The sequence below is a fragment of the Anaerotignum sp. genome, assembly GCF_040307045.1.
Lineage (GTDB): Bacteria > Bacillota > Clostridia > Lachnospirales > Anaerotignaceae > Chakrabartyella.
In genome coordinates this window covers 47,665-73,149 of the sequence record NZ_JAWRKF010000008.1, presented here as the reverse complement: position 1 = coordinate 73,149, position 25,485 = coordinate 47,665, and the positions used below count along the sequence as shown (strand labels likewise).

Genomic DNA, 25,485 nt, shown 5'->3' with positions numbered 1-25,485 from the left:
GTAAGTGCTCTCTACTCATGTGCATATTAAACCAAATAACAGAAAGGAAATACAACCAATCCCAATCGCAAATAGTGCTTGGATTAGATAAAATCTATTCACTTTCCTTCTAAAAAAACAAAGCATCAAACAAATACAATCTCCAATAAGACAGGCAACTGATGCTATAAGTATTGAGAGTAAGAAAGAGTCAGCACCTTTTCCACCCGCAAAAAAACAAGCAATAAATATAGCAAAAGAAATGCAAACTACAACCACACCTGCTTTACTCCAATAGTATTTCCTACATTCATAAGGCGTACCGCATTCAGAACAAAACTTTCCCTCGCCAACCCTTCCGCAACTTGGGCATTTGCTTTTATGAAAATCATGCGGATATAGCTCTGGCGAACCATATGCACCCATTTGCCATTCCCCCTAAAAACTTTTTCTTTTATCATAGTGCATCGAGTAGCACTTTTCAATATTGGGGGAAGTATTTTCATTTTTTATCTAAATTTATACGCTGGAAGAACTTTCTGAAAATGCCTTTGTAGCTGGATTAAAGGTTCCTTGCACAGGATCACCAACAAAGTTAATCGTGAAGTTAATCACATTAGAGCCGCCGCCCTCACCGCCAAAATCATCAATTTGGATTGAACAAATATTTTTTTCCGCCGGATATGCTCCGCTTGTTTCCTTTTCGTAGAGATAAACAAGGCAAACTTCGGTTCTTGCCTCATCCAAAACCGCTCGCTTCTTCCTTAATCCATCCACATAATCAAATACTGGATCACCCTGTACCGCAGTCATAGGCACACTTGATGTAGGCTTATAGCTTTCCACATCTGTAGTACCACTATCTTGATGGATATATGTCTCATCGCTTGTTTGAGGATTATAGCTTACTGTCATGCCTGTAACACCTTCGCCAACTAATGACCATGTTGATCCGGAACTACCGCCCGTATTTAAGAATGTCGCGAACTTACTCCTTTTAATTTTTCCCATTTTAAATCATCCTTTCTGCAGTTTTAATTGTATCTGAATTTGATACGTCCCTTTTCCATCTTCGCCAACATCAAATAATAGTACATTTGTAGCACTAATTTCCTCTACCTGATACCCAATTATCTGAGGAAATATCTCATTTTCGTTGTTATCTTCAATCCACTCAAAGAAATCATCGAGAAATTCATAATTATCTTGCCTATCCGCTTCACTTCCAACGTACTCTTTGGCATAAAAAACATAGTTGTTTATATAGGTTCGATTACCAGCAATATCTGTAATTGTTTTGCTATTCCCAGACGGTGCCAATGCATAACTTCTAGGCTCGTTACCAGTACCATCAGTCATGATTGTCTGCAACTCCATTCCTGCAAACTGTTCCAGATACTCTTGTAGTGATTTTAAAATACTCATTCCGAACTGCCTCCTGCCAATTTTCTTGCTCCCTCTACAACATCCTTTTTATGGTCTGCTTTCATTCTCTCAAACCAAAGCCGACCACGTTTTGGAGCACCATTGTAGTTAAGTGGTTTATCAGTAAGCACCTTTCGCTCACCCTTTTTTGCCCATGGGCTACCCGTTGTTGGGCTTACCATTACATTGCCGTAATAGAGATACTTTGCATATGGGGCAATCCACTCTACGGTACCACTGCCCACCACTGTTCCTAGAATCCCGCTTTTTTGTAGCATACTGGTTTCAAAAGGGATATACGGAGCAGATAGACGCAATACTTCACTATCTATAAATACCTGTGCCTTTGTATATTGCCCCTCCCACTTGCTTTGGAAACTAGGATTCCACTCTAGGGTAGCCTTCCCATTTTTCGTTTGTACGACTCTTCCTCTTGGTGTCTGAATAAACATTATTTACCACCCACCCTGTAATGCGCCAAGCTACCAAAATCATAAGTATCAACGGTAGTAACTGTCCTCACTTCGCCTCTCTCAAATAATTCTGAGGGCTTTTTTTGAATCTGGTAATCAACAATACCCTTTAAAGCCAAATCCTTCTTCTGAGGCTTAAAACAGGCTGAAAAAGGAATGGTAAGGTCAAGGCTATTGACATCTTTCATCCCGCTTTTCATCATGTTAACGCCCTCTACATCTTGCCATAAGACGCCGTAAATATAAAATCTTTCCCATACACCATCTACTTCCCTGTAAAAGGTACAATTATGCGGAAACATTCTAGCACCCCCTGTATAATAACGGCGTACCCGTATCGTCATATTCATCTGATAAATAACTTAATATCAACCTTAGGCGCTCCTTGCTGTAATCCTCTTGGGCCACGTCTTTAAATGATTTAGACCATCCACTAACGCTTTCGCTAGTAACACATTCCGTGGATAAATCAGCCTTTACATTCACCTGAACCAACTCAAAAGTGAGCATTTTAACTGCATCTGGTACTAGGGCCATGACTTTTATCCGGCCAAATGTCTCACGATCAATTTCTTTTTGCGCCATAAACGAATAACAGATAAAGGCGGCTTCATCTAATCCGCCGCCCATTGTTTTGTAATCACTATAGGTAAGATAACTCAATGAAACCGCCTCCCTTTACTGCTCCTGCTTTTCAAGTTCTCTGCCCTCTTCTGGGGCATTCGTTTCCTCGGAAGGTGATTCGTTTAGGTCTTTCTCCCCACCCTCTGGCGTTTCATTTTCGGGTTCCTGCGCAGACGCTTCTTTCTGCTTCTTTTTACCCTTGGGCTTTTTAGGCTTTTCGATTTTCTCTTTGATCTCAGCCTTATGCTCCTGCTTTTCAAAAGCATCCTGTCCCCTTACTCTATGTCGTCTTAACAGCATACACTCACCGCCTTACGCTTTTTTGAATTTGGCCAAAACAACCTTGGAATCATTGGACAGCACTGCTGCATAGTGTTCATCCGCAGAAATAACTGTTGTTTTAGCGAGAATATCACGATCATCTTCCATTTCTACATCACGCTTCATGTAAATTGTCAAAGCGGGAGACTCTTCGGAAGTGCCATCAGCATTGGGTGCTTCATTGGGGTCAGCCGCAGCAGTCACCACAATCGGATTAATGTAGTATTCAATAGATTTTACTTTATCCCCAACAACCAAAGATTCAAAGCAATTAGGCTGAATTGTGCTCAAGTGCTTGTTTGTAGAATCCTCGGAGGTAGAATCAGCCACAATGGTAATCGTTCCACTTGCATTGTCCTTGGCGTATGTAAATGACTTTACTTTCTTAGAAGTAACGATCTGACAGCCTGCAATTTCACCAATGGTCCCTGTCATAATCACAGGAATAGGATACTTGTTAAGGTCTTTAAAATCCGCATCCTTTCTAAGCTGTGTCACCTGTTTTGGATGTACAAAAACGATTTTGCTTGTAGGCGTGTCTGCTTCATCCTCAAACAAATCAACAGCACTTACAACGCCTGTATAACCAATAACTGAGGAAGTACCGTCATATTTTAAAGATGCGCCCATCAATGCATCTTGGCAATCATCATCAACTTTTGCCGCAATGGACATAGTTAGCTGATTGGTGGCCTCTCCCACTGGATCGCCGTAACCACTCAATACAGCTTCGTCTGTAATTTCTACCGCTTTACCCGCTTTTTTAACAGTTACCTGAGTAGTGCTTGCAGTCAGTACCGTTGTACCCATTGCAACACCTTCTGCCACGTCTTCCGCATCGCCAATGTATGCATACTTAGGCACGGTGATTGTATTACCTGCCCTTCCACTGAGGGAATCATCTACCTTTGCAATGGGAGAAAATTTAATTTTCTTTGGCAACTTTGCGCTAACCATATCTGCCATTACCTGAGGATTAATTAAATCTGATAACTTTGTCTGTCCCATATTTCTTCACCTTTTCCTTTCTTATTCTGCCGATAAGGAATCATACAGTTCCTTATTTCCGTTGTATAATTCAATTCTTTCTTTGTAGCTCATCTTGCCAAACTGTTCACGGGTAACCTTAGAGAAATCCACTCTTCCCATGCTCTTCATGTCTTTAGGCTTGTTTGGGTTATCCCAGTAATTTTTATCTTTTGTAAGAGATTCGAGAATATCCTTATCCCCTTTTCCCTTGTTTGCATCATCAGATAAGGCTTTCTTAAACTCTGCGAAAACGGCATTTTGTGTCAGTTCATCACGCCATTTGTTTTCGCCTACAACGCTGTTGAATCTGTTCTGGAAGTCCTCGTTTTCCTTAGCCTCTTTTGCAGCCTGTTCAGCTGCGGCTTTTTCATCTGCAATCTTCTGCTTTAATGCATCCAGTTCTGTTTTGAACTTTTCGGCATTACCACTGGCAGACTGCAATTCACTGATTTTTGTTTCATACTCTGTGATTTTGCCCTTGGCCTCTTCCAATTTGGCTGTAACGTCTGTAACCTTAACCTTTTCCGCTTCGATATCTTTGCCGTTTTCTTTGAATACAAGCTTGATTTGTTCGTCGGTCAAACCCCATTCTTTTAATTGCTCTGTTTTCATATATTTTCCCCTTTCGTTTTAAGTTGTTTTAAGTGTTTTACTATCCACCACGAATCGACTGTTTTAAGCCTAATCTACTGGCTTGCATAAAAATAAGACCTGTTTAACGTCTATTGTCCAAAGACGAGATAAAAGGGATCACCTCCATGCTAAAAGCCAACAAGTAACTTTTTCACTTTGGAATCACCTCCCTAATTCATTGTATGAAAAAACCACCTAAACGGAATCGTCTAAGTGGTTAATCTCTGTGGTTTTTGCAGTTCAAACAAATCTCTCTATACCCTTTGATTTCGGTTGCTTCTTTTGGAGCAGTCCTTTCTGGTGCCATATGTTCAGCAACCATAGTAATATCAAAGCAAGTACCATCGTCAATTTCTCTTTCCAATAGCGGGCACTTAATCATAATATTTTCTCAATCCCTTCTATAAAACTTAATGTTTCCGGGTCATATTCTTCCCTTTTGAATGAAGTACGGATATTTTTATTTTTCAAATCAATATAAGTGGCACCTTCTGATCCAAAAAAACATTGGAATTGCCCTTTCCATCGAGTAAGCATAACTTTTGATTCAGCAATAAACCTTTGAGCCTCATCCTTTGTTACACCATGGATCCTGCCAACATTAATATGCGCATCGTCAAATTTAAAATCTGTCGTGTCTGTAATGCTATAATCTAAGCTAACCTCACCTTTAATTTTATGAGCCTTTGCTAATTTTATTATAGCATCTTTTTTATCATGTACAACACGCTTTTCTTTCATTTTTGAAGAAACAATCCTAGTTCTCTCTGCCTTTGTCGGCAATCCTGCTTTTTCGCTGACCTCAACATATTTATTAGACAAAAGCCTTATCTTTTCCGTTGCACCTCTTACCAAATCCTTATCTTCAATGGCTTGGTATAATTGCTTTTCCTCTCTGGCATACCTCAGCTTTGTTTCCATCTTCCGTTGTAGCTGTGTGCATTCATACCTTGTGTACTCATTCCCATCAATCATGATTTTCTCATTGGAGTATCGTTTCATTTCTTTTAACTCCGCCTTACTATTTGCAGGATGGCTAACACCCAATAGAATAGGGTACGCAATATGTCGGCAATTCCATTCCCCAATAGGTCTTGTTAGCCTTTGTTGTAACTCCTGAAATTCTTTATTGCTGTATTGATTGCCCTGGTAGGGGATGTGGTCAGGAGCACAGGGACTATGAGCAGATATTTCCACACCATCTGCGCCAAATTCCTTGCCTGTGGCGTGAGCTGTCTCTTGGGCGATATAGCTTACCCCATCAAGAATATTCTGCCGTATGGCGCTGTCAAGGCGCTTCGTATAACCGCTTTCATATCGCACTCTTAAACCACTGTTCCCCATATCTTTTACCGCTTGACGAATTACTTTCTTATAATCCTCTGTGCCTGCGGCAGCGGCAGTAATCGCTTGGTCAACCGTCTTTTTGTAAAAGGATCCTAATGGCTCAAATCCTTTTCCTGTACGGATGCCCACGGTGGTTGTATTACTGATATTCCGCAGGGTGTCTTTTGTCACTGCCGCCGCTGACTGGATAATATTCTGCAATACTTTGTTTTCAGAAAGAGGAATTTGCTTTATTCCCTTTGCCTCGTAAAAGGGTTTTGTCCAATCAAGCCCCTCTTGAGCCACTACTTCATAAAGTTTTTCTACCTCTTCAATGCTTTTACCAGACTCCCTTGCTAACTGCTGTGTAATTAAATCCACATCATAACCAAAGGCGTACATCTGTTGCAATTTCTTGGAATAGGTAGGAATTAAATCCTCTGTCTTTTTCAAGGTTTCTGCCATATCTAAAAGAATACGGGCGTTGACATTCCCAAATCTTTCAGCAAAAATATCAGCTAATAGGTTTAATTCTTCCTCTGACAGCATTTAATCACCCGATTCCCAAATCTTTCAAAGTTGGCTCATTCTTCTTAATTTCGTCAATCATTGCCTGGGCTTCGTCGGCTGTTTCATTGGGATTTAACCATTGTCTTAATTCTGCTTTACTCTTAATACCCATGGACTGTGCATCCTTAAGTTGACCCCATGTTTCTGCGCTACTTTCAATCAAGGAATACGACCAGTCGAAAGTAATCTCATACTCTCCCATGGGTGTCAAACCGTAGTAGTTGGCAAGGACATTGCATGAATAAATATAATCTGCCATCCCACGCTCAACCACTGCCCGAATATCTGCAATCATGGCATAAGTATCATAAAGCCCTGCTTTAATTTCCGTAGCCGTTGCCCCTCTTGTTTCTGGTGCTGTCAAAACACCTTTACTTGTGCCTACTGATTTTTCAAGGAGGTCAAAAAGGTTCAATAATCTCTCATAGTAGCTACTATTTCGTATGTCGGGGCTGAATGTCTCAATCATAGGCCCCGTATCGTTGCCATGGGCGGCAAAGAACATTTTACTAGGCAAATTATATTTCCCTGTTTTCGGGTCTTTCTGAAACATTCTATCATCAGCAAAGACCTTGACTTCTTTTAGTTTGTATTCATCCTGAATCTGCTTGAAACAGTCAAATATCTCAGTGATAATACTGTCACAGCCATAGGTGATAGGAACGCCGTAGAAGTCACTGAATTTCCGATTATCAACAGGGGATTTGAAGTAAGCAAATAGTACCCGATCAACACCACTAATGGCTCTATCCTCAATATCTGCCCATTGCTCTACAAAAGCATCCTTACCGCAATCGTCCGTGACTTTATTGGTAATGTAAATCGTATCATTTTCCACCTGATAATCTACCCAACGGAAGTATTTTCTTGTTCCCTGTTTAATGCTATCAGCCAGTACCGTTGCTGCTGTGATACGGTCGCCTTTCTTTTTGTGGATCATAATGCGCTCCTGAGAAAGGATATCAAAATGAATTTCTCCCTCCTGCACATAAGGAACCACAACACAACCCCCAGTACCCAGCATACGAGAGGTAATCCGTTTCATTCTGCGCCACACATCACTCATGCAATCATCTAAAAAAGCCACCCTGCTATTATTGCCTACAATATCCGCTGTGCTTTCGCTAATGGCTAATGTTGTAAGCTTATTTGCAAAGATGGCTGTAAAATTAATATCCTTTGTTGACTCGAAATTATCTGTAAATTTCTTATTCTCTTTTAATTGCTCATCGGAAGTATTAGACTTTTCTACTCCAAACAGCCGCAATATGTATTCCCATAGGGTTTTCAGCACATTAATCACCTACCAATCTGTAAATATTATATTCAAAGCTGTACTCATCAGCATCTAGGATATCAATATCGCTAGTGCCATCATCCAGACGTTTATCCTCTAGGCTTTTGCTATCCCATACCGCTGTTTTCAAACCGTTCACAAGGTCGTCGCATTCTCCTTCAACAATATGATACCGCCCACTCCCCATAAGAAGTAATGTGCAACGAATTCGGTCATTGATGGGTCTTTTTACACTGTTGTAAATGGGGTAAGGTGTATGCTGTCGGTAGCTGTTTATCATAGTCTGTTCGGCACTATCGCAGTAAACTCCATTGGGATAACCGTAATCATGAATAATCCCATCTACAAAAGAAATAAATTCCCTCTCTAATTGATTAAAACTCATTCCAGTGGCCTTAATGCTCTTTGCCCGTAATTTGTACATATGATTGTCATACCCTATCCCTGTGGCTACAAAAGCATGGTTGGATTTATTCCCCCCGAAGTCATGGCCAATATTAATACTTTCAAATTGGTTTGGGAGTTTGTCCTTTGGAATCATGAACTTTTCAGGGCTATCAGCAAATACCTTATAAATCAATCCCTCTGCCAACGCCCATTTCCCTAATATGTATCGGTCGTAAAGGACGGTACCGAAATACTCCTTTTTTAGGTTTGCAACAAATTCCTTACTCAAAAAAGGATTATCTTCGAGGATATAGTCTTGCAGGAAAATATCTGCATCACTTTGTAAGAACTTATAAAACCAGTGATTTGGATTGTCAGGGTTGCACGTACCATCAAAGCAGCTATAAGGTTTATCCAGACGGGACTTAAGCATATTAAAGACTTCCTCATGCCACGTTACAACCTCGTCTCCGTAGCAATACTTAATACTAGTACCACGGATGCGGTCTACCTGATTTACTTTGTCAGCACCCAGGCAGTAGCATTTCTCCCCGAACAGCATCGCCGTATTATCAGAACGAATGTCCGTTACCAGAGCGGGAGTAAATATCTTTTGCAATGGCTCAATGATATTTCGTTGCAGTGTCCCTTTGGTATTCCCAAGGATAACTACAAGCCCCTCTTTGCCTGATACAGCACGAATTCTTCTAGGGATAACATAATAGTCAAGGTGGGTCTTTCCCGAACGGGTAGCCCCTGATTTCACGTTCCAACGGCTATTTGCATTGTTCCAAAATTCCTTTTGCTTGCTACTTAGCTGCATGGTTAATCCCCTCCAGAATATCATCAAGTTTCTTTATTGCATCTTCGTTACTGTCAGACTTATCAAACATACCTAAATGCTTGCCTAGAAGTTCAAGAGCCTTTACCTTATCGCAAGTCTCCACGACAACCCCATATTTTCCATGTTTTATACCAGCAAGAGCCTTTTTCTTTTCCTCTGGTAATTCATCGGTAAGGGCTAAATCCACTGTTTTGTATTTCAAAGGTTCGCCTGTTTCTGGATCTATGACAACGTTCCCAAACTCGTCTTTTACTATTTTCTCAATTACCTTAGCAAAGTCAGCACCATTTGCAAAACCAATGGCAGCCAACTCCCGAAGGACCATATCTTGCGTGATTTCTGTCCGTTTTTCCCGCTCCTTGATACGCTTTTCGATATGTGTCGATACATTAACATTCCTTAACAACCTTGCTGCAGCTGCGGCCGCTGTTTCATCGTTCTTAATATTCGGATATGCAGCCTTATATGCTCTGGTGGCATTAAGGTCGATTAAATATTCATCTGCAAATCGTTTCTGTTTTTCGGTCATTAATACCACCTCACTTTCGTTGCAATAAAAAAAGCCAGAAAATCCTCTGGCTTTTTGGGCTATTACACTGTCCTTGCTTCATAAAACACTAAATACTCTTTCCCAATAGGCATCTTATCAATACTACTATTTTGTGCAAAGCTCCATTCAAGTAAAATACTTTTGCCTTCAAATAAATCATCTCTAAAAAGTTTTCGTATCTCACCTACATAAATTAACAGGTTGTTTTTTTCATCTTCAGTTAAAAACTCTGCATTTCCCTTCTGAAATTCACCATCCTCATTAATCTGAATAGTGACATCTACTTTTGCATGTGTCACCAAATTCCATAAATCATCTTTTACCGCCTCAATAACCACTGCATCTGAAAAAACATTAAGATTTCCGCTCTTTTTGGCAATAAAGAATGGATAATAAATTACTATTCCATTACCACCCAACCTATCTAATAAACTATCCGCAAATACTTTTGCTTCAAAAGATGTAATCCCAACTAACCTTGGGAGATTCAAATCATTACCCTGATAGACTGCACTACGTATTGTCCAGAGTAGTTTGTCATCTAAAACCACATCCTTTGAGTATTCTCTCCAAGGTATTGATGGCAGATTCATGTTGTTTAGTTCATAAAAACCCATTAATTTATTCATATTTTTTCCCTTTAATTAGCAAATTTTTTCCCAGAATACTTTGTATATAACTCTATTGCATATGTATCCATCATACCAGCAATATAATCACAAGTTAATCGCTTTTGTATCTTTGGCATACCACAATCCTTCCACCTAGATGCACGGTATTCGGGAGGTAAATATTTATCCTCATTATTTGTATAGAAATCGGACAAAAATTCAATTACTTTTTTACCCTCCTGTTCATAATGGTATACCTCACTAGTATGATTTATGCACTCAAATATAATGTCCTTTAGCCCTTTTATTAAATCCCTTACTTTATCTTCATAAAAACCTAACTCTTTAGCTCTTTGTGTTTGTGTTTTTTCTTTTGCCTGTTTATCAACATCCATCATTCTAATACCAATTATGGCCGTATTAATAATTTTTGATGCAAGTTCTTTTCCAAATATCTGCAAATATTCTGAAGATGTTATGTCCACATCATCATTTTTATATCCTGCCGTTTTACGCGCATCATTTACAATTGTCTCAAATAATTCAAAAGATTCTTTACACAGTTTTTTCTCGGGTTTTGCATGTCTAGACCTATTCCAAAATTCCTGCAAAATTTCATCAATTGTAAATGCCTTAACTCTTAAACCATCTTCCAAGTCATGAGCTGCATATGCTATTTCATCTGCAATATCTACTACCTGCACGTCTAACGTTCGTATCTTAATGCCATTATCATTTATAAAAGCACTCATAAAATTATAATCTTCTTTGTATATAAACTTGCTTTTTGAATTATAACAACTATCTTCTACTTCCGCAAAATACTTAATACAAGACAAGAGTGTCCTCGGTGTCAAATTTAGTCCTCTATAATCAGGCTTTTTTCTTTCTATACTTGTTAATATTCTTAGTGTCTGGGCATTCCCCTCGAAACCACCAACATCTCTATATACCTCATTCAAGTATCTTTCTCCCGCATGACCAAATGGAGGATTCCCAATATCATGAGCCAACGCCCCCGCACCTACAACAAAAGACTCTACAGGACTATAACCAATTTCATTTGCGATCGATCTGGCTATTTGCGCAACCTCTAAGCTATGAGTTAACCTATTTCTAAAAAATCCACTATTTTTTACACCTAATAATTGCATCTTTCCTTGCAATCTTCTAAATGATGATGAGTACATAATGCGAGTATAGTCCCTATGATATGGTCCCTCGCCTCTATCCTTCGTTGTCTCCCTATGAAATCTTTCTTTTAAACAATCCTCTTGCAGCTCTTTTAAGTACCCCCTACACTCATCTTTTAGTAGGCTAGAATACTCTCTACATTTTTCATTATCAATGTCAATCACTATGCATCACCCTCCCACCCTTAAAATTCGACACAAAATAGTAAATTCCTACCATTTGTCGAAAAATAATTCAGGGCATCAGCTTACGCCAATGCCCCATAGGAGGTATTGTACAAATGTCTATACTTCTTACTAATACCATTATAGCATTTATAAAACGGACATATCGGACAACATTGAATTTTTATCGAGAAATCTTGTTACCGCCTTTCTTATGCTATCCTCGGTATTGTTACCACCCATTTTATCTGCCACCGTATTCCACGAAAGCTTATCAATAAACCGGTATCTAATTATCCTTCTCATACGACAGTCTTCAATGGAATTTATGTACTTCTCAACTTCGCTCACTAATTCCACCGCTCGTTTTTCAGAATCTTGCAGCTGAGTTTTATAACGACGTAGCCGGTCTAATTTTTCGTCCCGGCTAACTATAGGAAAACCTTCGATACGGATATTTCCAATGGTGCCGTCTTTCCTTGTACCTTTTACTGAATCCAACACTGTACCACCAGCCTGTAAACGTTCTATCTGGCATTCTGTTTTTTTGATTCTCCGTTGCAAATCTTCAATCTCCGCTTGAAGGTCAGCATACTGTGATAATAATTCTTTCCCCAAATACATCACTCCTTTTATCCAACTAACGAGAACACATACCTTCCGGAGTATAATATAAACTCTTCCGGGCACCCTAGGACTGAGGTGAAAAACATGGATGAAGATAAAAAACGACCTGTCTTAGATGGAGTAATTGAAATTCCTATTTCTAAATCATACCCAATAATCGACACTGACCTTGCAAGGGACAACATCGAAAACAACATGCCCGCTGCAGACCTACAGGACTTATAAACCAGAGGTGATATTATGAAAAAATATACTGATATGTATGAGCTGTTTAAAGATGATTCAACAGCGAAAAAATACTTTGACAAACTCCCTGAATATGTACAAGAACAAATCAGCACTCGTGCAAATGGCGTTAATTCCTTTGCAAGCCTGAAGGATTATGCTGAAAACCTACTTCGTGGGGATGACTAAGGAGCTTAAGCTCCTTTTTTTATTTAATTTTCATAGCATCAACCCATTACACCTTACTTTTAATTTGCCTTAAGTATCTAGCTACAGTCGGCTGTGATATATTCAACCTCTTTGCAATTTCAACCTGGTTATAGCCTTTGATTTTCATTTGCAAAACCCGTGTTTCTTTATCGTTTAATTTCTCAGAAAGCTCTTTGAAACAAAAATCCAGTGACGTTTCACCTGCATACTTATCTGGAATCGATTCGATAAGATCCACCTCTTCACCGTCATAGTATACGACGCTATCAGTATATTGGATTCGTTTCCGCTTTCTCTCATCTCTAAGAAACACACGCATTTGGTTCATAATAACCGTGGATGCAAAGGTAGAAAATTCATACCCCTTGCCTGGATCAAATTTCTCACTGGCTTTCCAAAGCCCTATCAAACAAATTTGTCTTGCATCTTCGTCGTTTTTATACCATGGAAAATATTTACGTAAGATAAAATACGCCAGATCCATATTGTCACTAAACAATTCTTGTTTCATAATCTCACAGGAGTAAACAGCTGTTTATCGGTCGACCAAACCTCTTACTCCTTTCTTGTTTTATCTGCTACTAGCACTCGCCAAATACTTATCGCACATAGCGGCAACCTGAACAAATTCTGCCGCAGCCTTTATGGCTCGCTCCTTTATGTACCCAACAGATTCAAAACCCATACCGTTTTCACGGATTACGCTCCACAGAACTTCTAAATTCTCAGCCGCACCATGGCTTTCCTCTACTGCCTCCTCAATTTCCTCTTTGATTACGGCATATCCCTCGTGTGGAGAAGAAAACAGTGGAAACTCTTGGTTTGCACAAATTAATTCAAATCCCACGGAATTCTTAATCTCGCTAATTAACTCAGGTCTTATCAACTCTTGCACCCCCTACTCGTTATACCGAATCTTTACACCTATCCCTGTTTCATCATGTACAGTTTTCACCACATCCGGCCAGCTGCATAAATCATCTGCGATACAACCTGCTTTCTCGCTAAACCTGCCCATGAATCTTTCTAATCTCACCTTACCCATGTCAAATTCATCTCTTAGACTCAAAAGACTAAGGGCAAGAACCGTATCAAGGGTCATTTGCTTAATTGGATCTAACGCCTTTTCCAAATCTTTATGTGCTAGACCAGTGTGGATTTGAGATACATTGCGAAATTGAATTTCTTTTTCCAAAGCCTCTATGCCACCCTCTTTTACTATCTTCAATGCAAGGGCAAGGCCATCATTTCTGCCCTTGCTATAATCAGCCATTTTCACAACTTAACCCTCCTTATATTTTTCAATTCTTGCTTTCAATGCAGACAATAGTGCCTCCTGGGTACCGCTCTTGTTATCCAAAGCCTTAATAACATCCTCGTCCACCGTTTCCTCCGCAATCAAATGGTGAATGATAACCGGCTTTTTCTGCCCCTGGCGATGGAGTCTTTTATTGGCCTGTTGATACTGCTCCAAGCTCCATGTGGGTCCATACCAGATAACATGGTGACCACCATCCTGAAGGTTAAGCCCATAAGCGGTGCTTGCTGGATGGGCTAACAAAACATCTATCTCGCCATTATTCCAGTCAGTTTCATCTGTTGCACCGCCAAAGACTCTTACCCGAAGCTTTGTTTTAGAGAGTTCTTTCAACAGCCTGTCCCTCTCATGCTGATACCCATAAAACACCAATGCGTGTTCCCCTGCAAGACCGTCAACCAATTCCATGAACGCTGCTATCTTACAATCATGGATAAGTTGGGCATTATGATTGCCGTCATAAACAGCACCACCAGCAAGCTGTAACAGTTTCCCTGTAAGGACAGCTGCCATATCAGCTGTGATTTCTTCATCGTTAATTTCAAGAAGCATTGTCCGTTCCAAGGTATCATACGCTTTTCTTGCTTTGCTATCTAAAGCAACGGGTGTATTAACCGTTACGCAATCTGGTAACTCCAAGTAATCTTCAGCTTTCATGGAGATACAAATGTCACCGATAAGAGTTTCTATCTTTTCCTCTGCACCATTCTTGGGTTTGTATGTAAACACCCTCTCTGCAGAACGCTTGTCTGGGCTAAAATACCTTTCACGAAAACCGCCAATAGTTCGGCCAAGTCTTGCTCCCTCGTCCAGCAAATAAAGCTGTGCCCATAAGTCAATTAAGTTGTTGGGTGCTGGTGTACCCGTCAGTAAAACGATTCTTTTTATTCTTGGCCGGATTCGTTTTAATGCTTTCCATCGTTTTGTACTCTGGTCTTTAAAGCTGCTGCTTTCATCCACGACAACCATATCAAACGGCCAGTCATTCCGGTAATAATCTACCAACCACTCCACATTTTCCCGATTAATTACATATATGTCCGCTGTGGCAGCCAACGCTGCCACTCTCTTGTTTTTACTGCCAAGTACCGTAGATATTCTAAGGTTTTGTAAATGCTCCCACTTAGCAGCCTCTTTGCTCCAGGTTGCTTCGGCCACCTTCTTTGGTGCAATTACAAGAACCTTATGAACTGCAAATCGGTAATACTTCAGTTCCTTTACCGCTGAAAGAGTTGTAACAGTTTTGCTCAGCCGAGGCCCATATCCAGGAATAATCCCAAGGCTGGCTCCTGTAAAAGCCTGTCAATGCAATACTGCTGGTAATTATGTGGTATGAACTTCATGCGGCACCACCTCCTTACGCCCTGCTAACTCTGCATGCAATTTTGCATGCTCTTTCTGCGAAGCAAAAACCAATATGTTTTCAGGGTTATTATTTCGCCTGTCTCCGTCAATATGATGAACAACTTCCCCGGGTTTAAGCTTTCGTCCTAACGCCCATTCAGCTACAACTCTGTGCGTATGAACACCAAAGGTCTTTTCATACGAGCTAGTCTTTCCGGTATTAAGGTGCGCTGCTCTTAGCTTATTTCGTGTCTCTGTTGTCATACGAAACTTATTGAGTTCTTTGTTCATCTTGGAAAACCTCTTAGAGTTTTTCTCAAAACTTCGGTATGTGTATCCTTCAGGATTATATTTTTTAGAGTTAAATTTAGATGCACAACCCCGACAACAAAAATTAAAACGTTTAACCTGACTTTGATACCGGAATAGGTCTTTACCACAAAAATCACACTTTAACTTTAGTTTCATACGCACCACCACCCATTTCCACTTCATACCACACCGAATAAATAAACTGATCCACTTCTTCCTTACTGTCCAACACAAAAACCCGTTGTCCCAGTTTTTCCAGTTCCTTGTGCTTTGCTATCTGCAATGGTGTAGGCTTTTTCCCAGGTGCTTTCAATTCCACCAAAGCCGTCATCCCATAAAAGAAAACAATTCTATCGGGCACCCCGTCGTTTCCCGGGCTTACCCACTTATAAGCTTTACCTCCCATTTCTTTCACTCGTTTTACGAGATATTGCTCTATTTCTTTTTCTTGCAAATGATCACTTCCTTTTTTGGCATATTTTTTGCTACGCGCGTATGTGCACACGCGTATACACATTATGTACAGAGGGGATAGAGGGTTATATATTATGTATTCTCTCTATTTTTATATTTAATAGATATAAAGGTAGGTAAAGTAGGTAAATAGGCTTTAAGCCTTTTGCAGTGCGGGTTTTAGCCACCTACCTTAAAGTAGGTAGAACGTAGGTAAAGTAGGTTTTTTCGTACCTACCTTTATGCCCTTACCTACCTTTAAAAACCTACCTTTGTTCACTCCCTTTTGAACCCTTTTTGGCTCTTACAATACCCAAATTTATCCGGGTACCCTGTTCTTTTCCACCCTTTTATACTTCCGATAATGTTGTTGATTTCCATTGCATCACTATATTTGATTGCTCTTGGATCACAACCCAAAGCCTCACACCACACCTCAAGGGCACAAACTTTTTTCCTTGGAACAAGTTCTCCATCAAAAGTTGCGTTGCCCTCCCAGAACATTCTTCGCTGTTCTAATTTCCAGTTTATCCAGTCCTCAGGTACGCTTTGTTCCAGGAAGTCTGTGATTATACCTTCCCTTGTAGATGTCTTTCTGTGGCTTTCCTGCTGTTCCTTAGCGGCCTTTTCTGCAGCACCTGATAAATACAAAGGTTCACCGATTTTAAAGCGCATAACAGCCTCAGCCCAAAGTTGGTCTAAATCCTGATCCAAATCAGCCCATACGCTCTTCTCAGCTTTTCTTTCACCAACAACAATAGGCCAAAAACGGCGGTTTCCTGTTCTATCCGTAAGAAATTCTGCATCATTCGTGGTACCAAAAAATACGCATCGACGTGGCATTTCTTTTACGTGCCTACCGTATGCAGCTCTAAATCTATCTGCTTGTTGGCTTAAAAACTGCTTAATGCGGCCAACATCACTTCGGTTAAAGGCGTCCAACTCTCCAACCTCTACCAGCCAAACTCCTTGCAAGAGTTCACTGGCTTCTTTCCCTTCAAAGGTTCTAATGGAATCGTTGAACCACCCTTTTGACATTTTTGCAATTAAGGTACTCTTTCCTATTCCCTGTGGTCCTGTAAAAATAGTCATATAGTCAAATTTAAACCCAGGTATGTAAGCTCTGGCCACTGCTGCAGTAAAAGCCTTACGAGTAACTGCCCTTGTATAAACGCTGTCCTCTGCACCCAAATAATCTACTAAAAGAGTATCCAACCGTGGGGTGCCGTCCCACACAAGTCCATCTAAATACTTCGTTACATCATTAAAGGAGTTTTTATTACTGTGTAATGAAAGTGCCCCGTCAATTTTTCCTGTGCCTGATATTCTATAGCTCTTTTCAAGATACCAATACAGCCCCTGGTTGTCGTTATCATCCCAAAAGCGCCGTTTTGTTTCTGCATTCCAAGGTAATGCTCCAAGAACCTCACCGCGCCCGGCAAATTCGTTAATAGCAAATTTACCTTTCAGGTTTCTATCGTTCTCCAGAATAATCCAAACATTATCAATGGTGCTTTCTGGAAGCCCTGTCTTTGGATGCACCCGTAATCTACGCATCCAGTCTAAGTTATCTTCCTCGGTTTCCGAAAAGCTCTCCTGTATATCTTTAAATTCTGCCTCAGCTTGTTCCATACGTTCCTTTTGTAAAAGAGCAAGAACGTCTTTATCTTCGATTGCCTTGCGGCACATTAAGTCATAACTAGGCAACCTATTTATCGGTGTACCTTCTTTTGCTTCTTCATCCTGATCACCAAACAAATGCAAACGTACCAAGTCAAAAGAATTCACTAACTGCCCACTGCATGGATCCGTAGCATGGTGGGAGAAAAGAAATTTTTCATCATCGTAAACAATAGCGCCACCAGTGGTAGAACCACCCACAAAGGTATATCGGTCAGATTGTTCCGTAGGTGCATAAACACCAGGAAGAAAAGCATCCATAGCTTGTACAACACTGTACACCCTACAAAATGCACCCACAGTACCCTTCTTTTCCGTTGGATCACCCTGCTTTGCTGCCGACCTCTCCCTTAGTTTTTGTTCACCTGGCACTTGGGGCCATGATGCAACGTTCAACCAATTTTCATAGGTAGCCAACATCCCGTCGGCAGATAACAGCGGTTTATCTTCATAGACAAATATGTACTCACTATCTACACAGCAACTAGGCCAATACATAAGACGTTCAACTTGAAAGGTTGTAGGGTCAAACCAGTGCATTTCGGGCTGGATTAATGCTGCAAGTTTGCGAGCAATAGGTTCGTATTCCTCAGGCAACAAATTTCTATCAGTTGGTACCACCACACGTAGTCTGGGTGCCGCTGGACTGTGCTTTCTGGTGGAATACACTGCATACATCATGCCTAGACTAGAAAGCCGTTGTAAAATTGCTTTAGTGCTTTCAGGTGGACAATTATCCATATCCAGGGTAATTACATCACGGTTTAATACTGCGCCTCTTTTACGCCTTCCTGTTAAACTGCCACCAATAAAACCGCCAACATCCTTCAGTTCATCCTGTTGATGTTTTTTCATGCTCATATAAGCTGAAAGAGTCTCTTTCCCCCTTAAAGGTGTACGGAGCTTTTCAAATAATTCCGATATTCGCAGTGTCTGAGGTTGCCAATTCGTGGCCTTTCTGCTACCTGCAGTAGATATAGTTATTTGTCTGTCATTTTGCAAAATGTGTCACCTCAGTCTTTCGTAAAATAATCTCCTACCCAACCATCGGCTGCCATAGGCAACCCCGGCGCAAAGGGTATGGGCTGGCTCATTAACTGACAAACCTTTTCAAGGTCAGCTTTCTCTTTTTCTATCTCGATAATAACTTCATCATGAACATGGAATACAATTTTATACCCCTGAGACTCTAAAGCTGTCAATGTGTGAGCCAAACAATCACGGGCAATGGCTTGTACAACGTTTTCCGTTAATTTTCCACCGTAGGTTTCAACTGGTTCCCATTTTTTTGAAGTCTGATTCATTCCGTAGTACCCTATGGATTCATTTCCCCATTGGTTTAAGGTTAAATGGGGCTTTGCATAAAAAAGCTTTCTCCCAGAAGGAAGTAATATCGTAAGGAAATCCTGTCCTTTTGTAATGTCTGCTTCACGAGCAAACACAAGTCCATGGGTTCCAACAGCCCTGCCACTTTTAATCGCTTGTATAGCTGCGTGCTCTAAGGCTCTCCAGCATCTTACGATTGCTTGATTTGCCCCACGCCACTTACTTACAATATCGGGTAATTCTTCTTCGGGTATCCCCATTTTCAGTGCTCCCATGTTGATAAGTGCCCCTGGCCCACCGTTATATCCCAACGCCAAGGTAGCAACTTTCCCTTTTTGCCTTAGTTCATATTCGGGATTCCCTTTTGCAATTCGTTCGATAGGTACACCAAACATTTGCGCCGCTGTGGCCTCGTAAATCTTGCCGTGGGTACGAAATACCTCAAGTACCCAGTTTTCCCCCGCAAGCCAAGCAACCACTCTCGCCTCGATGGCTGAAAAGTCAGCATCCACGAACACTTTTCCCTTTTCAGGAATAAAAGCTGTCCTAACAAGCTGAGATAGAGTATCTTGCACGCTACCGAACGTAAGCTGTATGGCATTTGGATTTTTTAGTTTTACCAGCTTTCTTGCTAAGTCAAGGTCTGATCCATGAAGGTATGTCCTGGGAAGATTCTGTACTTGCACTAACCGCCCCGCCCATCTTCCTGTACGATTGGCCCCATAGAATTGCAGCATTCCTCGTAAGCGTCCATCTGCGCACTCTGCTTGTGTCATAGCCATATATTTTTTTACACTTGTTTTTCCCATCTGCTGACGCAATTCCAAAACCTTACGAACAGCAACGGGAATTTCAGTATCCAGCATTTCATCCACAGTTTCTTTTGTAAGACCGGGTACTTCTATGCCTGTTCTATCCTGTATCCATTTTTTCAGCTGTGCCACGCTATTTGGATTCTCAAGGGCTGTAATTGCTTTTGCTGCATTGGTAGCTTTTTCAGACGCTACACTATCACAGTATAAAGCACCCTCTATTAAACCAAGGTCTATGGCAACACCCCGCTCATTCTGTATCTGATCCAAAACCCACTGGTCTTGTACCATATCTGGCACGGGAAAACTTGAAAGCCTGTTCTCTATTTCCATTTCAGTAACAACATCCTGTTTACAGTATTCTTTGAATAGCACCCATCGCTCAGGTTCATGACTCGGTAAAGTTCTGGTTCTGTTGCCGTTGGATTTTGTCGGTTTGCATGGTGAACAAAAGGTCTTAATTAAGGCCTTACCTGTTGTTAATTTCTGTTTATCCTGTGGTAACCCAATTGCTTTACCTGTTGCCTCAAGCCCTGCTGTATAGCCACAGTAAAGACCATGCATCATGGTACAACGCCATTGTTTCAACCATTCCGTTCTTTCTTTTTCTTCTAATCCAAAATATTTCGATAAGCAATACCACTCAAAAGCAGCATTGTAAGCGTGCTTTATATAACTGGGATCTAAAAGTAAATTCTGTATAAAGATCGGTAGCTCTGTTTTTGTTAAGTCGATAATCTCCACCGCCCCACCGTCGATACTGTACGCTAACAGCAGGATAGAAAAATCCGGGCTTTGAACGTATTTGTAAAGCCCGGACTTAGTAATATCAACGGAAGAGAAGGTTTCAATATCGACGGATATATGCCCCCTCATACCACATTACATAGGTAAGCCGGTGATCGGGTTAATATTGCCAGTTGGTGCTGTAGGTGCATAAGGGTTTGGATTGTAAGTACCAGGCATTGCAGAGCCGGCCATAGGCATTGCTGTGTTAGGAACTCCCATGGGCATCGCTGCAGGAGTTTCAAGACCTGCGAAGTCACTTTCTGCATTCGCTCTACCACTTAATGGTTCCCCGTCTCTTGTTTTCATAACATTGCCCAGACCACAGCCTACACCTCTATTGCCACTGCTATCATAGGGGAAGAAATTCACTGTTACACGGGCATACATTCCGCTGTAAATATCTGTTTCCGCTAATTGCACCTTTGTATTAGAAACATGGACAACCATTGGTTGTTGCTTACTTGATGCTGTCACAACCCAGTGACCTTTGCATTCTGCACCAAAAGCCTCCCCAGAAGGTCTAACACCGTCACCGTCATAGATAACCGGATATCTTAGCTGGGGGCGAGAACCTTTCCATTTGTCATTTACGCCTTGTTCATATGCAGTCTGCAAAGCAGAAAGAATGTCATTGTATGTAGTTGTATCTGCCTTTGGAATTAAGATAGTACAGCTATATTTGGGATCTCCCCCATTGTTGCTATAAGGTTTAGCAAGGTGTTCAAAGGAAATTCTAACTTCACCTGTGAGGCATTTTGTTGCGATATTCTGATACATAAAATCATCCTTTCGTATGTGTAATTAATTATTAGATTCAAGTCCAGCAAAGTCTGCCATTGCAGGATTGTAGTGTTCTCGTGGGTCGCTTAAAGGTGCGATTGTTGGCTTGCCTGGAGGCTTTACTACAAAGTCGGCCAACTTTTCTGTGAATTCTTTCTTACCTAGCATCTTTTCACAATCCGTAAGCGTAATTGGTACTCGCTTATAAAGTAATGCTTCGTCGATGCCCGATTCTGAAAGGGCCTTATATGCAGCATCTGTATCATTAAATGCCCTGTTGCTACGGCCCTCCACCACCTTCCAGCCAGTAATATCTTTACCCGCAAGCAAAGCAGTCATTGCGTGTTTTTCCAAAATGGAATACCACTTTTTAATATTCGTAGCAAGGGTAAGACAATATCCTACTTCTTCGTCAGTAAGCACTGGGGGTAGCTTGTCCACAAAGGGTACCACCTCTTGCATCTGGGACATATATGCCCTGCAGGTAGCCCGACATTTACAGAAATGATTATCACACCATTCCCCTACGATGCATTCTCCAGCACCGTCATATGCCAGCAGCCCAACAGGTTTAATACTCTCGCCCCAAGCCTTCAGGTCTTGACAGGTAATATCACAAGAAGAAATATTGCTCATTCTAGGCTGAACGATATGTAAAACAACGTGTTCGATACAGTATAAAAGGCCATATTTTTTCAACGCACCTAAGGCATATAGTTTCATTTGTGGGTTTTCCACACAATCAACTTGTACCGTTTTACCATACTTGAAATCCACGATATGAAGATATCCTCCACCAATCATGATACAGTCGGCAGTCCCAAACCCTTCAGGAGCAATATGGGAGTAATCTACCTTAGTTTCAAACACTGCATAGGGCTTAGAAGAAAACATCATTTCAACGTCTTTTAAGTATTCAACATAATCATCTGTGTAGTTGTCCATGTCCACAGCATAAAGTTCATGGTTCTTAATTTTATTGAACTTCCGAGTAAAAGCACCTTTATCCATTCCGTGAAAATGCCGTCTTGCTTTTAACTCAGCCAACTCATGGGCAAGGGAACCCTCTTGTGCTGATTCCCCCGCAGTATCGGGTAAACTGGATTCCATTCTGGCCGAAGGGGTACAATGTAACCATTTTTCGGCCGAGCTTGCAGATAATAAAGCATGGCTCATATCTGCGCCCCCATCCCTCTAATGGCTACAGCAAAATCGTTATACTTTTCTTGAGGAAGTTGCTGTAACGCTTGTACACCAAAAGACTGCATTAGTGCCACCAGCGCATCAGTTTTCCCAGCATCCATCAGGGGAGCTGCAGCCAACGAAAGTTGCTCCAAGGTATATACTGCCGGCTGTGCTGTGGGTGCTGCAGTAGGAATAGGACTCTGCATTCCAGGTACGGGCATCTGCATTGGCGCCGTTGGAGCAGGACTTTGCATTGCCTGAGTGGGTGCCACTTGTGTTTGCATAGACACAGCTGGTGCTGTTGGAGCTGGGTACAGCATTACTGGTGGTGCCATTGTATGGGCGGGTGTAACAGCACCCTCAATCAAATGGCTAAATGTTTTCAAATCATCAATAATGTCTTTCGTAATATCAGGATATTTTAAGATATCCTCTCCTGTGATTCTGATTGTAATTTCCATATTAATTTCCTCCTAATTTTAGAATTTTTGTTTGCTTGGTTTTCGGTAGGGACATGAACGCATCAACATCCATAAGGATAAAACCTTTTTCGTGTTCCACTTTAACCGTCCCCCGATTGGGTTTTAAATCTGCTTTTGCTTTGGCGATTTCTTTGTCCCATCTGCCCACGTTTACCTCCTTATAGCTCAATACTGTTTAATAAGTCTCTTAGAGCTTCCAGCTCTGTTTTGTTCAGGGTAATTCCCTTAGAACACTTTGTATAATTGTCACTCCATCCACGAATATCATAGAGTTCTTTTCTGCCATTCCAACTAACAAGATTAAGTTCTCTGGTCCACTCGCCTTGTGAAATAACACCGAGATGCTGGACTACTTCACTTTTTATTTGCGCCATTGACAAATACCATCCTTTCTGTTATCCTCAAAGTGTTTATTTTTCCATGTGTCCCCTGTCGGAATGGCCGTTCCTCGGGGACTTTTTTATTTTCTTTTCTATATCACGAACTGCTGTCACAGACACTCCAAAGAAGGTAAAAATAATAAACCATTTTAGTACAATCCTGTGTGGTATAGCTGATTCAACCATCGAAATAAAAAGGAATAGCACAACTAGATATAACAACCATAATAATGTCATCTTGATGTTTGCCAGCAACCATGTCCTTCTAATGTTTTTCTCTCTTTCCGCAACACGCCTAGAACGGCGCCTGTCATTTCGGTTTAGAATAGCACGATATACAGGGTTATCCTCGTAGTTACGCATTAGCCCCTCTCCTTTTTAAAATCGCCTCAACCTCGTCAAGTTTTTGCAAAAGTTCTTCTTTATTTTCAAGGTACGCATAACTTAAAGTTTTTTCTTTGAGCAGCGAAATCAAGTCAAGAGATTCCTCTGTTGCAAAATAGGGTTTTAAAACAACCGCACCATTATCTACATAGATTTCCATGGGATCACCTTCTTTGACACCCATCATTTTTCTAGTTTCCTTCGGAATAACTACCCTTCCTAAATCATCAATTCTTCTAACAATACCTGTTGCTTTCATTTGATTTCCTCCTTTTCCTCTCCCGACATTTCGGGCATAAATAACCGTGACTGGTATCTGTTATGTTTGCTATGTTCCATTTGTTACCGCACCAACTGCAACATATGTAACGGAACTGTTGGCGGTTCATGATGATGCACCCCCTATACTGTTTGTCCGATATAAGGCTTACCCAACTTTTATTCCTGTGTACTCTTGGAATTTAGGTGCACTGATAAAATACGTCCATTTGCTACTTGTCTTTACTGCATATCCCCAAGGGAAAATACCTTGCACTAAACCCACCCTAACGAACTGTTGTGTTGCACCCATAAGGTCGGCGGCTTCTTTTACTGACAGTCTGTTTTTCACAGTAACGCCTCCTTTATATTCTAAAATGACATTATCGGTAGTTGACCTTAAATTCTTTTGTGCCCTTGGATATTGCTGTCGGATAGCCGTTATCCATAAACCACTTCTCCACTTGTTGCAATACTGGCTCTTTGTACTGATTTGAAATATCAGTGTGTCCATTTCTGGAATAGCTGGTTTGAACAATATCACTTTCAGAAATATTTAATTTACTGATAATTGCTCCAATAGCTTGTGCATGAGGTTTACCGGACTTAGAATATACACCTAAAATTTCAGCCATTTCAGTTTGCTCATACAGCTTTTCCTGTTCAACCCTAATCATTGGAACATTAATGCCTACAGGTGCATACATATCTTTTAGGAAATAAGTTCTTTGTATTGGGTCTACACCAGCCTCAATAAGATGGGGCATAATAATTTTTGCGGCATTATTTACAGATGCAAGCTTTTTCTGACTTTGGGAAGAAACTTCTTTTTGAGCACTCTGCTTTTCATCTCGCATTTCAAAATATTCATCCATAAGCTTGTCATGGATTTTCCAAGCGAGGTCAGTATCCATAATTTTGATAAGCTTGGAGTATCCTCTTTCTGATAATATGTAGATGTGTTCGGCTTTTGAAATCTGCATTTGAGAGTAGCCAAGTTGTGTGAATAAATTGTTATCGTTCTGAACGATAACTTTTAAATCAACAAAATCTACGCCCTCTTTGAACCTTTGAAAATTTCTGCCAATCAGTTCTCTTACATGAATGACTTTCACACCGTGTATTTCTGCAATAGTCTTATCGCTCATACACTTTTTTCCTTGTCCAAAACCACCGCTTACTACTGGGATTGGCCTACCCATAAAGTTTTGCGTTCCGTTTACAATTAGCTCTTCCATATGTACCTCCTATTCTTTTCTTACTGGAACTGTTCTACGCTCATCTTCAAAGGTTTTTAAATCTTCCTCCTTGATTCTGTACTCTCTGCCGATTTTAATTGCAGGCAGTTTTTTTTTGCGAATCCAATCCCAAACTGTAATAAGTTTGACATTGTAACGCTCTGAAATTTCTTCACAACTGTACATCTTGGTCAAAATATCCCTCCTTTCCATATTTTTTACTTGCTTATAGTTCGGTTTAGTGATATACTTTGT

General features: G+C 40.8%; 36 protein-coding genes and 1 pseudogene. 2 read left to right on the top strand and 35 right to left on the bottom strand.

Annotation, left to right across the window (positions count from 1 at the left end):
• Window positions 1-15 precede the first annotated feature (15 nt).
• The 17 genes from ABVZ64_RS06100 to ABVZ64_RS06020 all read right to left on the bottom strand — a co-directional run bounded on the left by ABVZ64_RS06100 (window position 16) and on the right by ABVZ64_RS06020 (window position 12,054).
• On the bottom strand, window positions 16-405 hold the full coding sequence (locus tag ABVZ64_RS06100; RefSeq protein WP_352400145.1) for a hypothetical protein: 390 nt from the start codon (window positions 403-405) through the stop codon (window positions 16-18).
• Between the two features lie 93 nt (window positions 406-498).
• On the bottom strand, window positions 499-990 hold the full coding sequence (locus tag ABVZ64_RS06095) for a phage tail tube protein (RefSeq protein WP_352400144.1): 492 nt from the start codon (window positions 988-990) through the stop codon (window positions 499-501).
• A gap of 6 nt (window positions 991-996) precedes the next feature.
• Window positions 997-1,404, bottom strand: coding sequence for a hypothetical protein (locus tag ABVZ64_RS06090; protein ID WP_352400143.1), 408 nt, complete (start codon window positions 1,402-1,404; stop codon window positions 997-999).
• Entirely contained in the window at window positions 1,401-1,856 is a 456-nt protein-coding gene (locus tag ABVZ64_RS06085) for a minor capsid protein (RefSeq protein WP_352400142.1), read from the bottom strand. The genes ABVZ64_RS06090 and ABVZ64_RS06085 overlap by 4 nt, the downstream gene beginning before the upstream one ends.
• The gene (locus ABVZ64_RS06080; protein ID WP_352400141.1) at window positions 1,856-2,179 is read right to left on the bottom strand and encodes a DUF6751 family protein; all 324 of its coding nucleotides are present in this window, start codon (window positions 2,177-2,179) and stop codon (window positions 1,856-1,858) included. The genes ABVZ64_RS06085 and ABVZ64_RS06080 overlap by 1 nt, the downstream gene beginning before the upstream one ends.
• Window position 2,180: 1 nt before the next feature.
• Window positions 2,181-2,540, bottom strand: a complete 360-nt coding sequence (locus tag ABVZ64_RS06075) for a head-tail connector protein (protein WP_352400140.1) — start codon at window positions 2,538-2,540, stop codon at window positions 2,181-2,183.
• 15 nt (window positions 2,541-2,555) lie between these two features.
• Window positions 2,556-2,801: a hypothetical protein gene (locus ABVZ64_RS06070; RefSeq protein WP_352400139.1), complete on the bottom strand. Its 246-nt coding sequence runs from the start codon at window positions 2,799-2,801 to the stop codon at window positions 2,556-2,558.
• Window positions 2,802-2,813: 12 nt separating this feature from the next.
• Entirely contained in the window at window positions 2,814-3,830 is a 1,017-nt protein-coding gene (locus ABVZ64_RS06065; protein ID WP_352400138.1) for a N4-gp56 family major capsid protein, read from the bottom strand.
• 21 nt (window positions 3,831-3,851) lie between these two features.
• Window positions 3,852-4,463 (bottom strand): phage scaffolding protein, encoded by a 612-nt coding sequence (locus ABVZ64_RS06060; RefSeq protein WP_352400137.1) that lies wholly within the window; start codon window positions 4,461-4,463, stop codon window positions 3,852-3,854.
• Window positions 4,464-4,701: 238 nt separating this feature from the next.
• Window positions 4,702-4,866, bottom strand: coding sequence for a hypothetical protein (locus ABVZ64_RS06055; protein ID WP_352400136.1), 165 nt, complete (start codon window positions 4,864-4,866; stop codon window positions 4,702-4,704).
• On the bottom strand, window positions 4,863-6,359 hold the full coding sequence (locus ABVZ64_RS06050; RefSeq protein WP_352400135.1) for a phage minor capsid protein: 1,497 nt from the start codon (window positions 6,357-6,359) through the stop codon (window positions 4,863-4,865). The genes ABVZ64_RS06055 and ABVZ64_RS06050 overlap by 4 nt, the downstream gene beginning before the upstream one ends.
• A gap of 4 nt (window positions 6,360-6,363) precedes the next feature.
• Window positions 6,364-7,674 (bottom strand): phage portal protein, encoded by a 1,311-nt coding sequence (locus ABVZ64_RS06045; RefSeq protein ID WP_352400134.1) that lies wholly within the window; start codon window positions 7,672-7,674, stop codon window positions 6,364-6,366.
• A 1-nt stretch (window position 7,675) separates the two neighbouring features.
• Window positions 7,676-8,887, bottom strand: coding sequence for a terminase large subunit domain-containing protein (locus ABVZ64_RS06040; protein WP_352400133.1), 1,212 nt, complete (start codon window positions 8,885-8,887; stop codon window positions 7,676-7,678).
• Window positions 8,874-9,437 carry a terminase small subunit gene (locus ABVZ64_RS06035; protein ID WP_352400132.1) on the bottom strand — a complete coding sequence of 188 codons (564 nt, stop codon included), beginning with the start codon at window positions 9,435-9,437 and terminating at the stop codon, window positions 8,874-8,876. The genes ABVZ64_RS06040 and ABVZ64_RS06035 overlap by 14 nt, the downstream gene beginning before the upstream one ends.
• Window positions 9,438-9,499: 62 nt before the next feature.
• Window positions 9,500-10,087, bottom strand: a complete 588-nt coding sequence (locus ABVZ64_RS06030; RefSeq protein ID WP_352400131.1) for a hypothetical protein — start codon at window positions 10,085-10,087, stop codon at window positions 9,500-9,502.
• Window positions 10,088-10,098: 11 nt separating this feature from the next.
• Window positions 10,099-11,427, bottom strand: coding sequence for a deoxyguanosinetriphosphate triphosphohydrolase family protein (locus ABVZ64_RS06025; RefSeq protein WP_352400130.1), 1,329 nt, complete (start codon window positions 11,425-11,427; stop codon window positions 10,099-10,101).
• A gap of 150 nt (window positions 11,428-11,577) precedes the next feature.
• Window positions 11,578-12,054, bottom strand: a complete 477-nt coding sequence (locus ABVZ64_RS06020) for a hypothetical protein (RefSeq protein WP_352400129.1) — start codon at window positions 12,052-12,054, stop codon at window positions 11,578-11,580.
• Window positions 12,055-12,138: 84 nt separating this feature from the next.
• Between ABVZ64_RS06020 and ABVZ64_RS06015 the strand changes: the two genes are divergently transcribed.
• Window positions 12,139-12,279 carry a hypothetical protein gene (locus ABVZ64_RS06015; protein WP_352400128.1) on the top strand — a complete coding sequence of 47 codons (141 nt, stop codon included), beginning with the start codon at window positions 12,139-12,141 and terminating at the stop codon, window positions 12,277-12,279.
• A 15-nt stretch (window positions 12,280-12,294) separates the two neighbouring features.
• Entirely contained in the window at window positions 12,295-12,468 is a 174-nt protein-coding gene (locus ABVZ64_RS06010; protein WP_352400127.1) for a hypothetical protein, read from the top strand.
• A gap of 46 nt (window positions 12,469-12,514) precedes the next feature.
• Here ABVZ64_RS06010 and ABVZ64_RS06005 read toward each other — a convergent pair whose 3' ends face one another.
• The 18 genes and pseudogenes from ABVZ64_RS06005 to ABVZ64_RS05920 all read right to left on the bottom strand — a co-directional run bounded on the left by ABVZ64_RS06005 (window position 12,515) and on the right by ABVZ64_RS05920 (window position 25,416).
• Complete coding sequence (locus ABVZ64_RS06005; protein WP_352400126.1) at window positions 12,515-13,000, bottom strand: sigma-70 family RNA polymerase sigma factor; 486 nt, start codon at window positions 12,998-13,000, stop codon at window positions 12,515-12,517.
• 60 nt (window positions 13,001-13,060) lie between these two features.
• Window positions 13,061-13,375 carry a hypothetical protein gene (locus ABVZ64_RS06000; protein WP_352400125.1) on the bottom strand — a complete coding sequence of 105 codons (315 nt, stop codon included), beginning with the start codon at window positions 13,373-13,375 and terminating at the stop codon, window positions 13,061-13,063.
• A 12-nt stretch (window positions 13,376-13,387) separates the two neighbouring features.
• Entirely contained in the window at window positions 13,388-13,762 is a 375-nt protein-coding gene (locus tag ABVZ64_RS05995) for a hypothetical protein (RefSeq protein ID WP_352400284.1), read from the bottom strand.
• A 9-nt stretch (window positions 13,763-13,771) separates the two neighbouring features.
• A complete protein-coding gene (locus ABVZ64_RS05990; protein WP_352400283.1) occupies window positions 13,772-15,019 on the bottom strand; it encodes an SNF2-related protein in 1,248 nt (415 codons plus the stop codon).
• Window positions 15,020-15,130: 111 nt separating this feature from the next.
• A complete protein-coding gene (locus tag ABVZ64_RS05985; protein WP_352400124.1) occupies window positions 15,131-15,442 on the bottom strand; it encodes an HNH endonuclease signature motif containing protein in 312 nt (103 codons plus the stop codon).
• A 154-nt stretch (window positions 15,443-15,596) separates the two neighbouring features.
• The gene (locus tag ABVZ64_RS05980; protein WP_352400123.1) at window positions 15,597-15,917 is read right to left on the bottom strand and encodes a VRR-NUC domain-containing protein; all 321 of its coding nucleotides are present in this window, start codon (window positions 15,915-15,917) and stop codon (window positions 15,597-15,599) included.
• 275 nt (window positions 15,918-16,192) lie between these two features.
• The gene (locus ABVZ64_RS05975) at window positions 16,193-18,598 is read right to left on the bottom strand and encodes a virulence-associated E family protein (RefSeq protein WP_352400122.1); all 2,406 of its coding nucleotides are present in this window, start codon (window positions 18,596-18,598) and stop codon (window positions 16,193-16,195) included.
• Window positions 18,599-18,609: 11 nt separating this feature from the next.
• A complete protein-coding gene (locus tag ABVZ64_RS05970; RefSeq protein WP_352400121.1) occupies window positions 18,610-20,610 on the bottom strand; it encodes a DNA polymerase in 2,001 nt (666 codons plus the stop codon).
• Window positions 20,611-20,616: 6 nt separating this feature from the next.
• Window positions 20,617-21,300 carry a DUF2815 family protein gene (locus ABVZ64_RS05965; protein ID WP_352400120.1) on the bottom strand — a complete coding sequence of 228 codons (684 nt, stop codon included), beginning with the start codon at window positions 21,298-21,300 and terminating at the stop codon, window positions 20,617-20,619.
• 24 nt (window positions 21,301-21,324) lie between these two features.
• Window positions 21,325-22,479 (bottom strand): DUF2800 domain-containing protein, encoded by a 1,155-nt coding sequence (locus ABVZ64_RS05960; RefSeq protein ID WP_352400119.1) that lies wholly within the window; start codon window positions 22,477-22,479, stop codon window positions 21,325-21,327.
• Entirely contained in the window at window positions 22,476-22,949 is a 474-nt protein-coding gene (locus ABVZ64_RS05955) for a hypothetical protein (RefSeq protein WP_352400118.1), read from the bottom strand. Before ABVZ64_RS05955 ends, ABVZ64_RS05960 begins: the two co-directional genes overlap by 4 nt.
• 1 nt (window position 22,950) lies before the next feature.
• Complete coding sequence (locus tag ABVZ64_RS05950) at window positions 22,951-23,118, bottom strand: hypothetical protein (protein ID WP_352400117.1); 168 nt, start codon at window positions 23,116-23,118, stop codon at window positions 22,951-22,953.
• Window positions 23,119-23,128: 10 nt separating this feature from the next.
• Window positions 23,129-23,344 (bottom strand): YdbC family protein, encoded by a 216-nt coding sequence (locus ABVZ64_RS05945; protein WP_352400116.1) that lies wholly within the window; start codon window positions 23,342-23,344, stop codon window positions 23,129-23,131.
• 36 nt (window positions 23,345-23,380) lie between these two features.
• A complete protein-coding gene (locus tag ABVZ64_RS05940; protein WP_352400115.1) occupies window positions 23,381-23,713 on the bottom strand; it encodes a hypothetical protein in 333 nt (110 codons plus the stop codon).
• A gap of 136 nt (window positions 23,714-23,849) precedes the next feature.
• Window positions 23,850-23,993 (bottom strand): annotated as a pseudogene (locus ABVZ64_RS05935) (AbrB/MazE/SpoVT family DNA-binding domain-containing protein); the annotation flags it as partial.
• 168 nt (window positions 23,994-24,161) lie between these two features.
• The gene (locus ABVZ64_RS05930; protein ID WP_352400114.1) at window positions 24,162-24,344 is read right to left on the bottom strand and encodes a hypothetical protein; all 183 of its coding nucleotides are present in this window, start codon (window positions 24,342-24,344) and stop codon (window positions 24,162-24,164) included.
• A 31-nt stretch (window positions 24,345-24,375) separates the two neighbouring features.
• The gene (locus tag ABVZ64_RS05925) at window positions 24,376-25,230 is read right to left on the bottom strand and encodes an ORF6N domain-containing protein (protein WP_352400113.1); all 855 of its coding nucleotides are present in this window, start codon (window positions 25,228-25,230) and stop codon (window positions 24,376-24,378) included.
• A gap of 9 nt (window positions 25,231-25,239) precedes the next feature.
• Entirely contained in the window at window positions 25,240-25,416 is a 177-nt protein-coding gene (locus ABVZ64_RS05920; protein WP_352400282.1) for a helix-turn-helix domain-containing protein, read from the bottom strand.
• Window positions 25,417-25,485 lie beyond the last annotated feature (69 nt).

Excerpts from the sequence above, each read along its gene's own strand:
- ABVZ64_RS06040 (WP_352400133.1), bottom strand. The coding sequence starts at position 8,887 with ATGCAGCTAAGTAGCAAGCAAAAGGAATTTTGGAACAATGCAAATAGC.
- ABVZ64_RS05970 (WP_352400121.1), bottom strand. The coding sequence starts at position 20,610 with ATGAGGGGGCATATATCCGTCGATATTGAAACCTTCTCTTCCGTTGAT.
- ABVZ64_RS06090 (WP_352400143.1), bottom strand. The coding sequence starts at position 1,404 with ATGAGTATTTTAAAATCACTACAAGAGTATCTGGAACAGTTTGCAGGA.
- ABVZ64_RS05945 (WP_352400116.1), bottom strand. The coding sequence starts at position 23,344 with ATGGCGCAAATAAAAAGTGAAGTAGTCCAGCATCTCGGTGTTATTTCA.
- ABVZ64_RS05940 (WP_352400115.1), bottom strand. The coding sequence starts at position 23,713 with ATGCGTAACTACGAGGATAACCCTGTATATCGTGCTATTCTAAACCGA.
- ABVZ64_RS05965 (WP_352400120.1), bottom strand. The coding sequence starts at position 21,300 with ATGTATCAGAATATCGCAACAAAATGCCTCACAGGTGAAGTTAGAATT.
- ABVZ64_RS05985 (WP_352400124.1), bottom strand. The coding sequence starts at position 15,442 with ATGAACAAAGAACTCAATAAGTTTCGTATGACAACAGAGACACGAAAT.
- ABVZ64_RS05955 (WP_352400118.1), bottom strand. The coding sequence starts at position 22,949 with ATGGAAATTACAATCAGAATCACAGGAGAGGATATCTTAAAATATCCT.
- ABVZ64_RS06065 (WP_352400138.1), bottom strand. The coding sequence starts at position 3,830 with ATGGGACAGACAAAGTTATCAGATTTAATTAATCCTCAGGTAATGGCA.
- ABVZ64_RS06050 (WP_352400135.1), bottom strand. The coding sequence starts at position 6,359 with ATGCTGTCAGAGGAAGAATTAAACCTATTAGCTGATATTTTTGCTGAA.
- ABVZ64_RS06070 (WP_352400139.1), bottom strand. The coding sequence starts at position 2,801 with ATGCTGTTAAGACGACATAGAGTAAGGGGACAGGATGCTTTTGAAAAG.
- ABVZ64_RS06095 (WP_352400144.1), bottom strand. The coding sequence starts at position 990 with ATGGGAAAAATTAAAAGGAGTAAGTTCGCGACATTCTTAAATACGGGC.
- ABVZ64_RS06060 (WP_352400137.1), bottom strand. The coding sequence starts at position 4,463 with ATGAAAACAGAGCAATTAAAAGAATGGGGTTTGACCGACGAACAAATC.
- ABVZ64_RS06080 (WP_352400141.1), bottom strand. The coding sequence starts at position 2,179 with ATGTTTCCGCATAATTGTACCTTTTACAGGGAAGTAGATGGTGTATGG.
- ABVZ64_RS05925 (WP_352400113.1), bottom strand. The coding sequence starts at position 25,230 with ATGGAAGAGCTAATTGTAAACGGAACGCAAAACTTTATGGGTAGGCCA.
- ABVZ64_RS05920 (WP_352400282.1), bottom strand. The coding sequence starts at position 25,416 with ATGTACAGTTGTGAAGAAATTTCAGAGCGTTACAATGTCAAACTTATT.
- ABVZ64_RS06035 (WP_352400132.1), bottom strand. The coding sequence starts at position 9,437 with ATGACCGAAAAACAGAAACGATTTGCAGATGAATATTTAATCGACCTT.
- ABVZ64_RS06015 (WP_352400128.1), top strand. The coding sequence starts at position 12,139 with ATGGATGAAGATAAAAAACGACCTGTCTTAGATGGAGTAATTGAAATT.
- ABVZ64_RS06010 (WP_352400127.1), top strand. The coding sequence starts at position 12,295 with ATGAAAAAATATACTGATATGTATGAGCTGTTTAAAGATGATTCAACA.
- ABVZ64_RS05995 (WP_352400284.1), bottom strand. The coding sequence starts at position 13,762 with ATGGCTGATTATAGCAAGGGCAGAAATGATGGCCTTGCCCTTGCATTG.
- ABVZ64_RS06030 (WP_352400131.1), bottom strand. The coding sequence starts at position 10,087 with ATGAATAAATTAATGGGTTTTTATGAACTAAACAACATGAATCTGCCA.
- ABVZ64_RS06085 (WP_352400142.1), bottom strand. The coding sequence starts at position 1,856 with ATGTTTATTCAGACACCAAGAGGAAGAGTCGTACAAACGAAAAATGGG.
- ABVZ64_RS06055 (WP_352400136.1), bottom strand. The coding sequence starts at position 4,866 with ATGATTAAGTGCCCGCTATTGGAAAGAGAAATTGACGATGGTACTTGC.
- ABVZ64_RS05960 (WP_352400119.1), bottom strand. The coding sequence starts at position 22,479 with ATGAGCCATGCTTTATTATCTGCAAGCTCGGCCGAAAAATGGTTACAT.
- ABVZ64_RS06100 (WP_352400145.1), bottom strand. The coding sequence starts at position 405 with ATGGGTGCATATGGTTCGCCAGAGCTATATCCGCATGATTTTCATAAA.
- ABVZ64_RS06005 (WP_352400126.1), bottom strand. The coding sequence starts at position 13,000 with ATGAAACAAGAATTGTTTAGTGACAATATGGATCTGGCGTATTTTATC.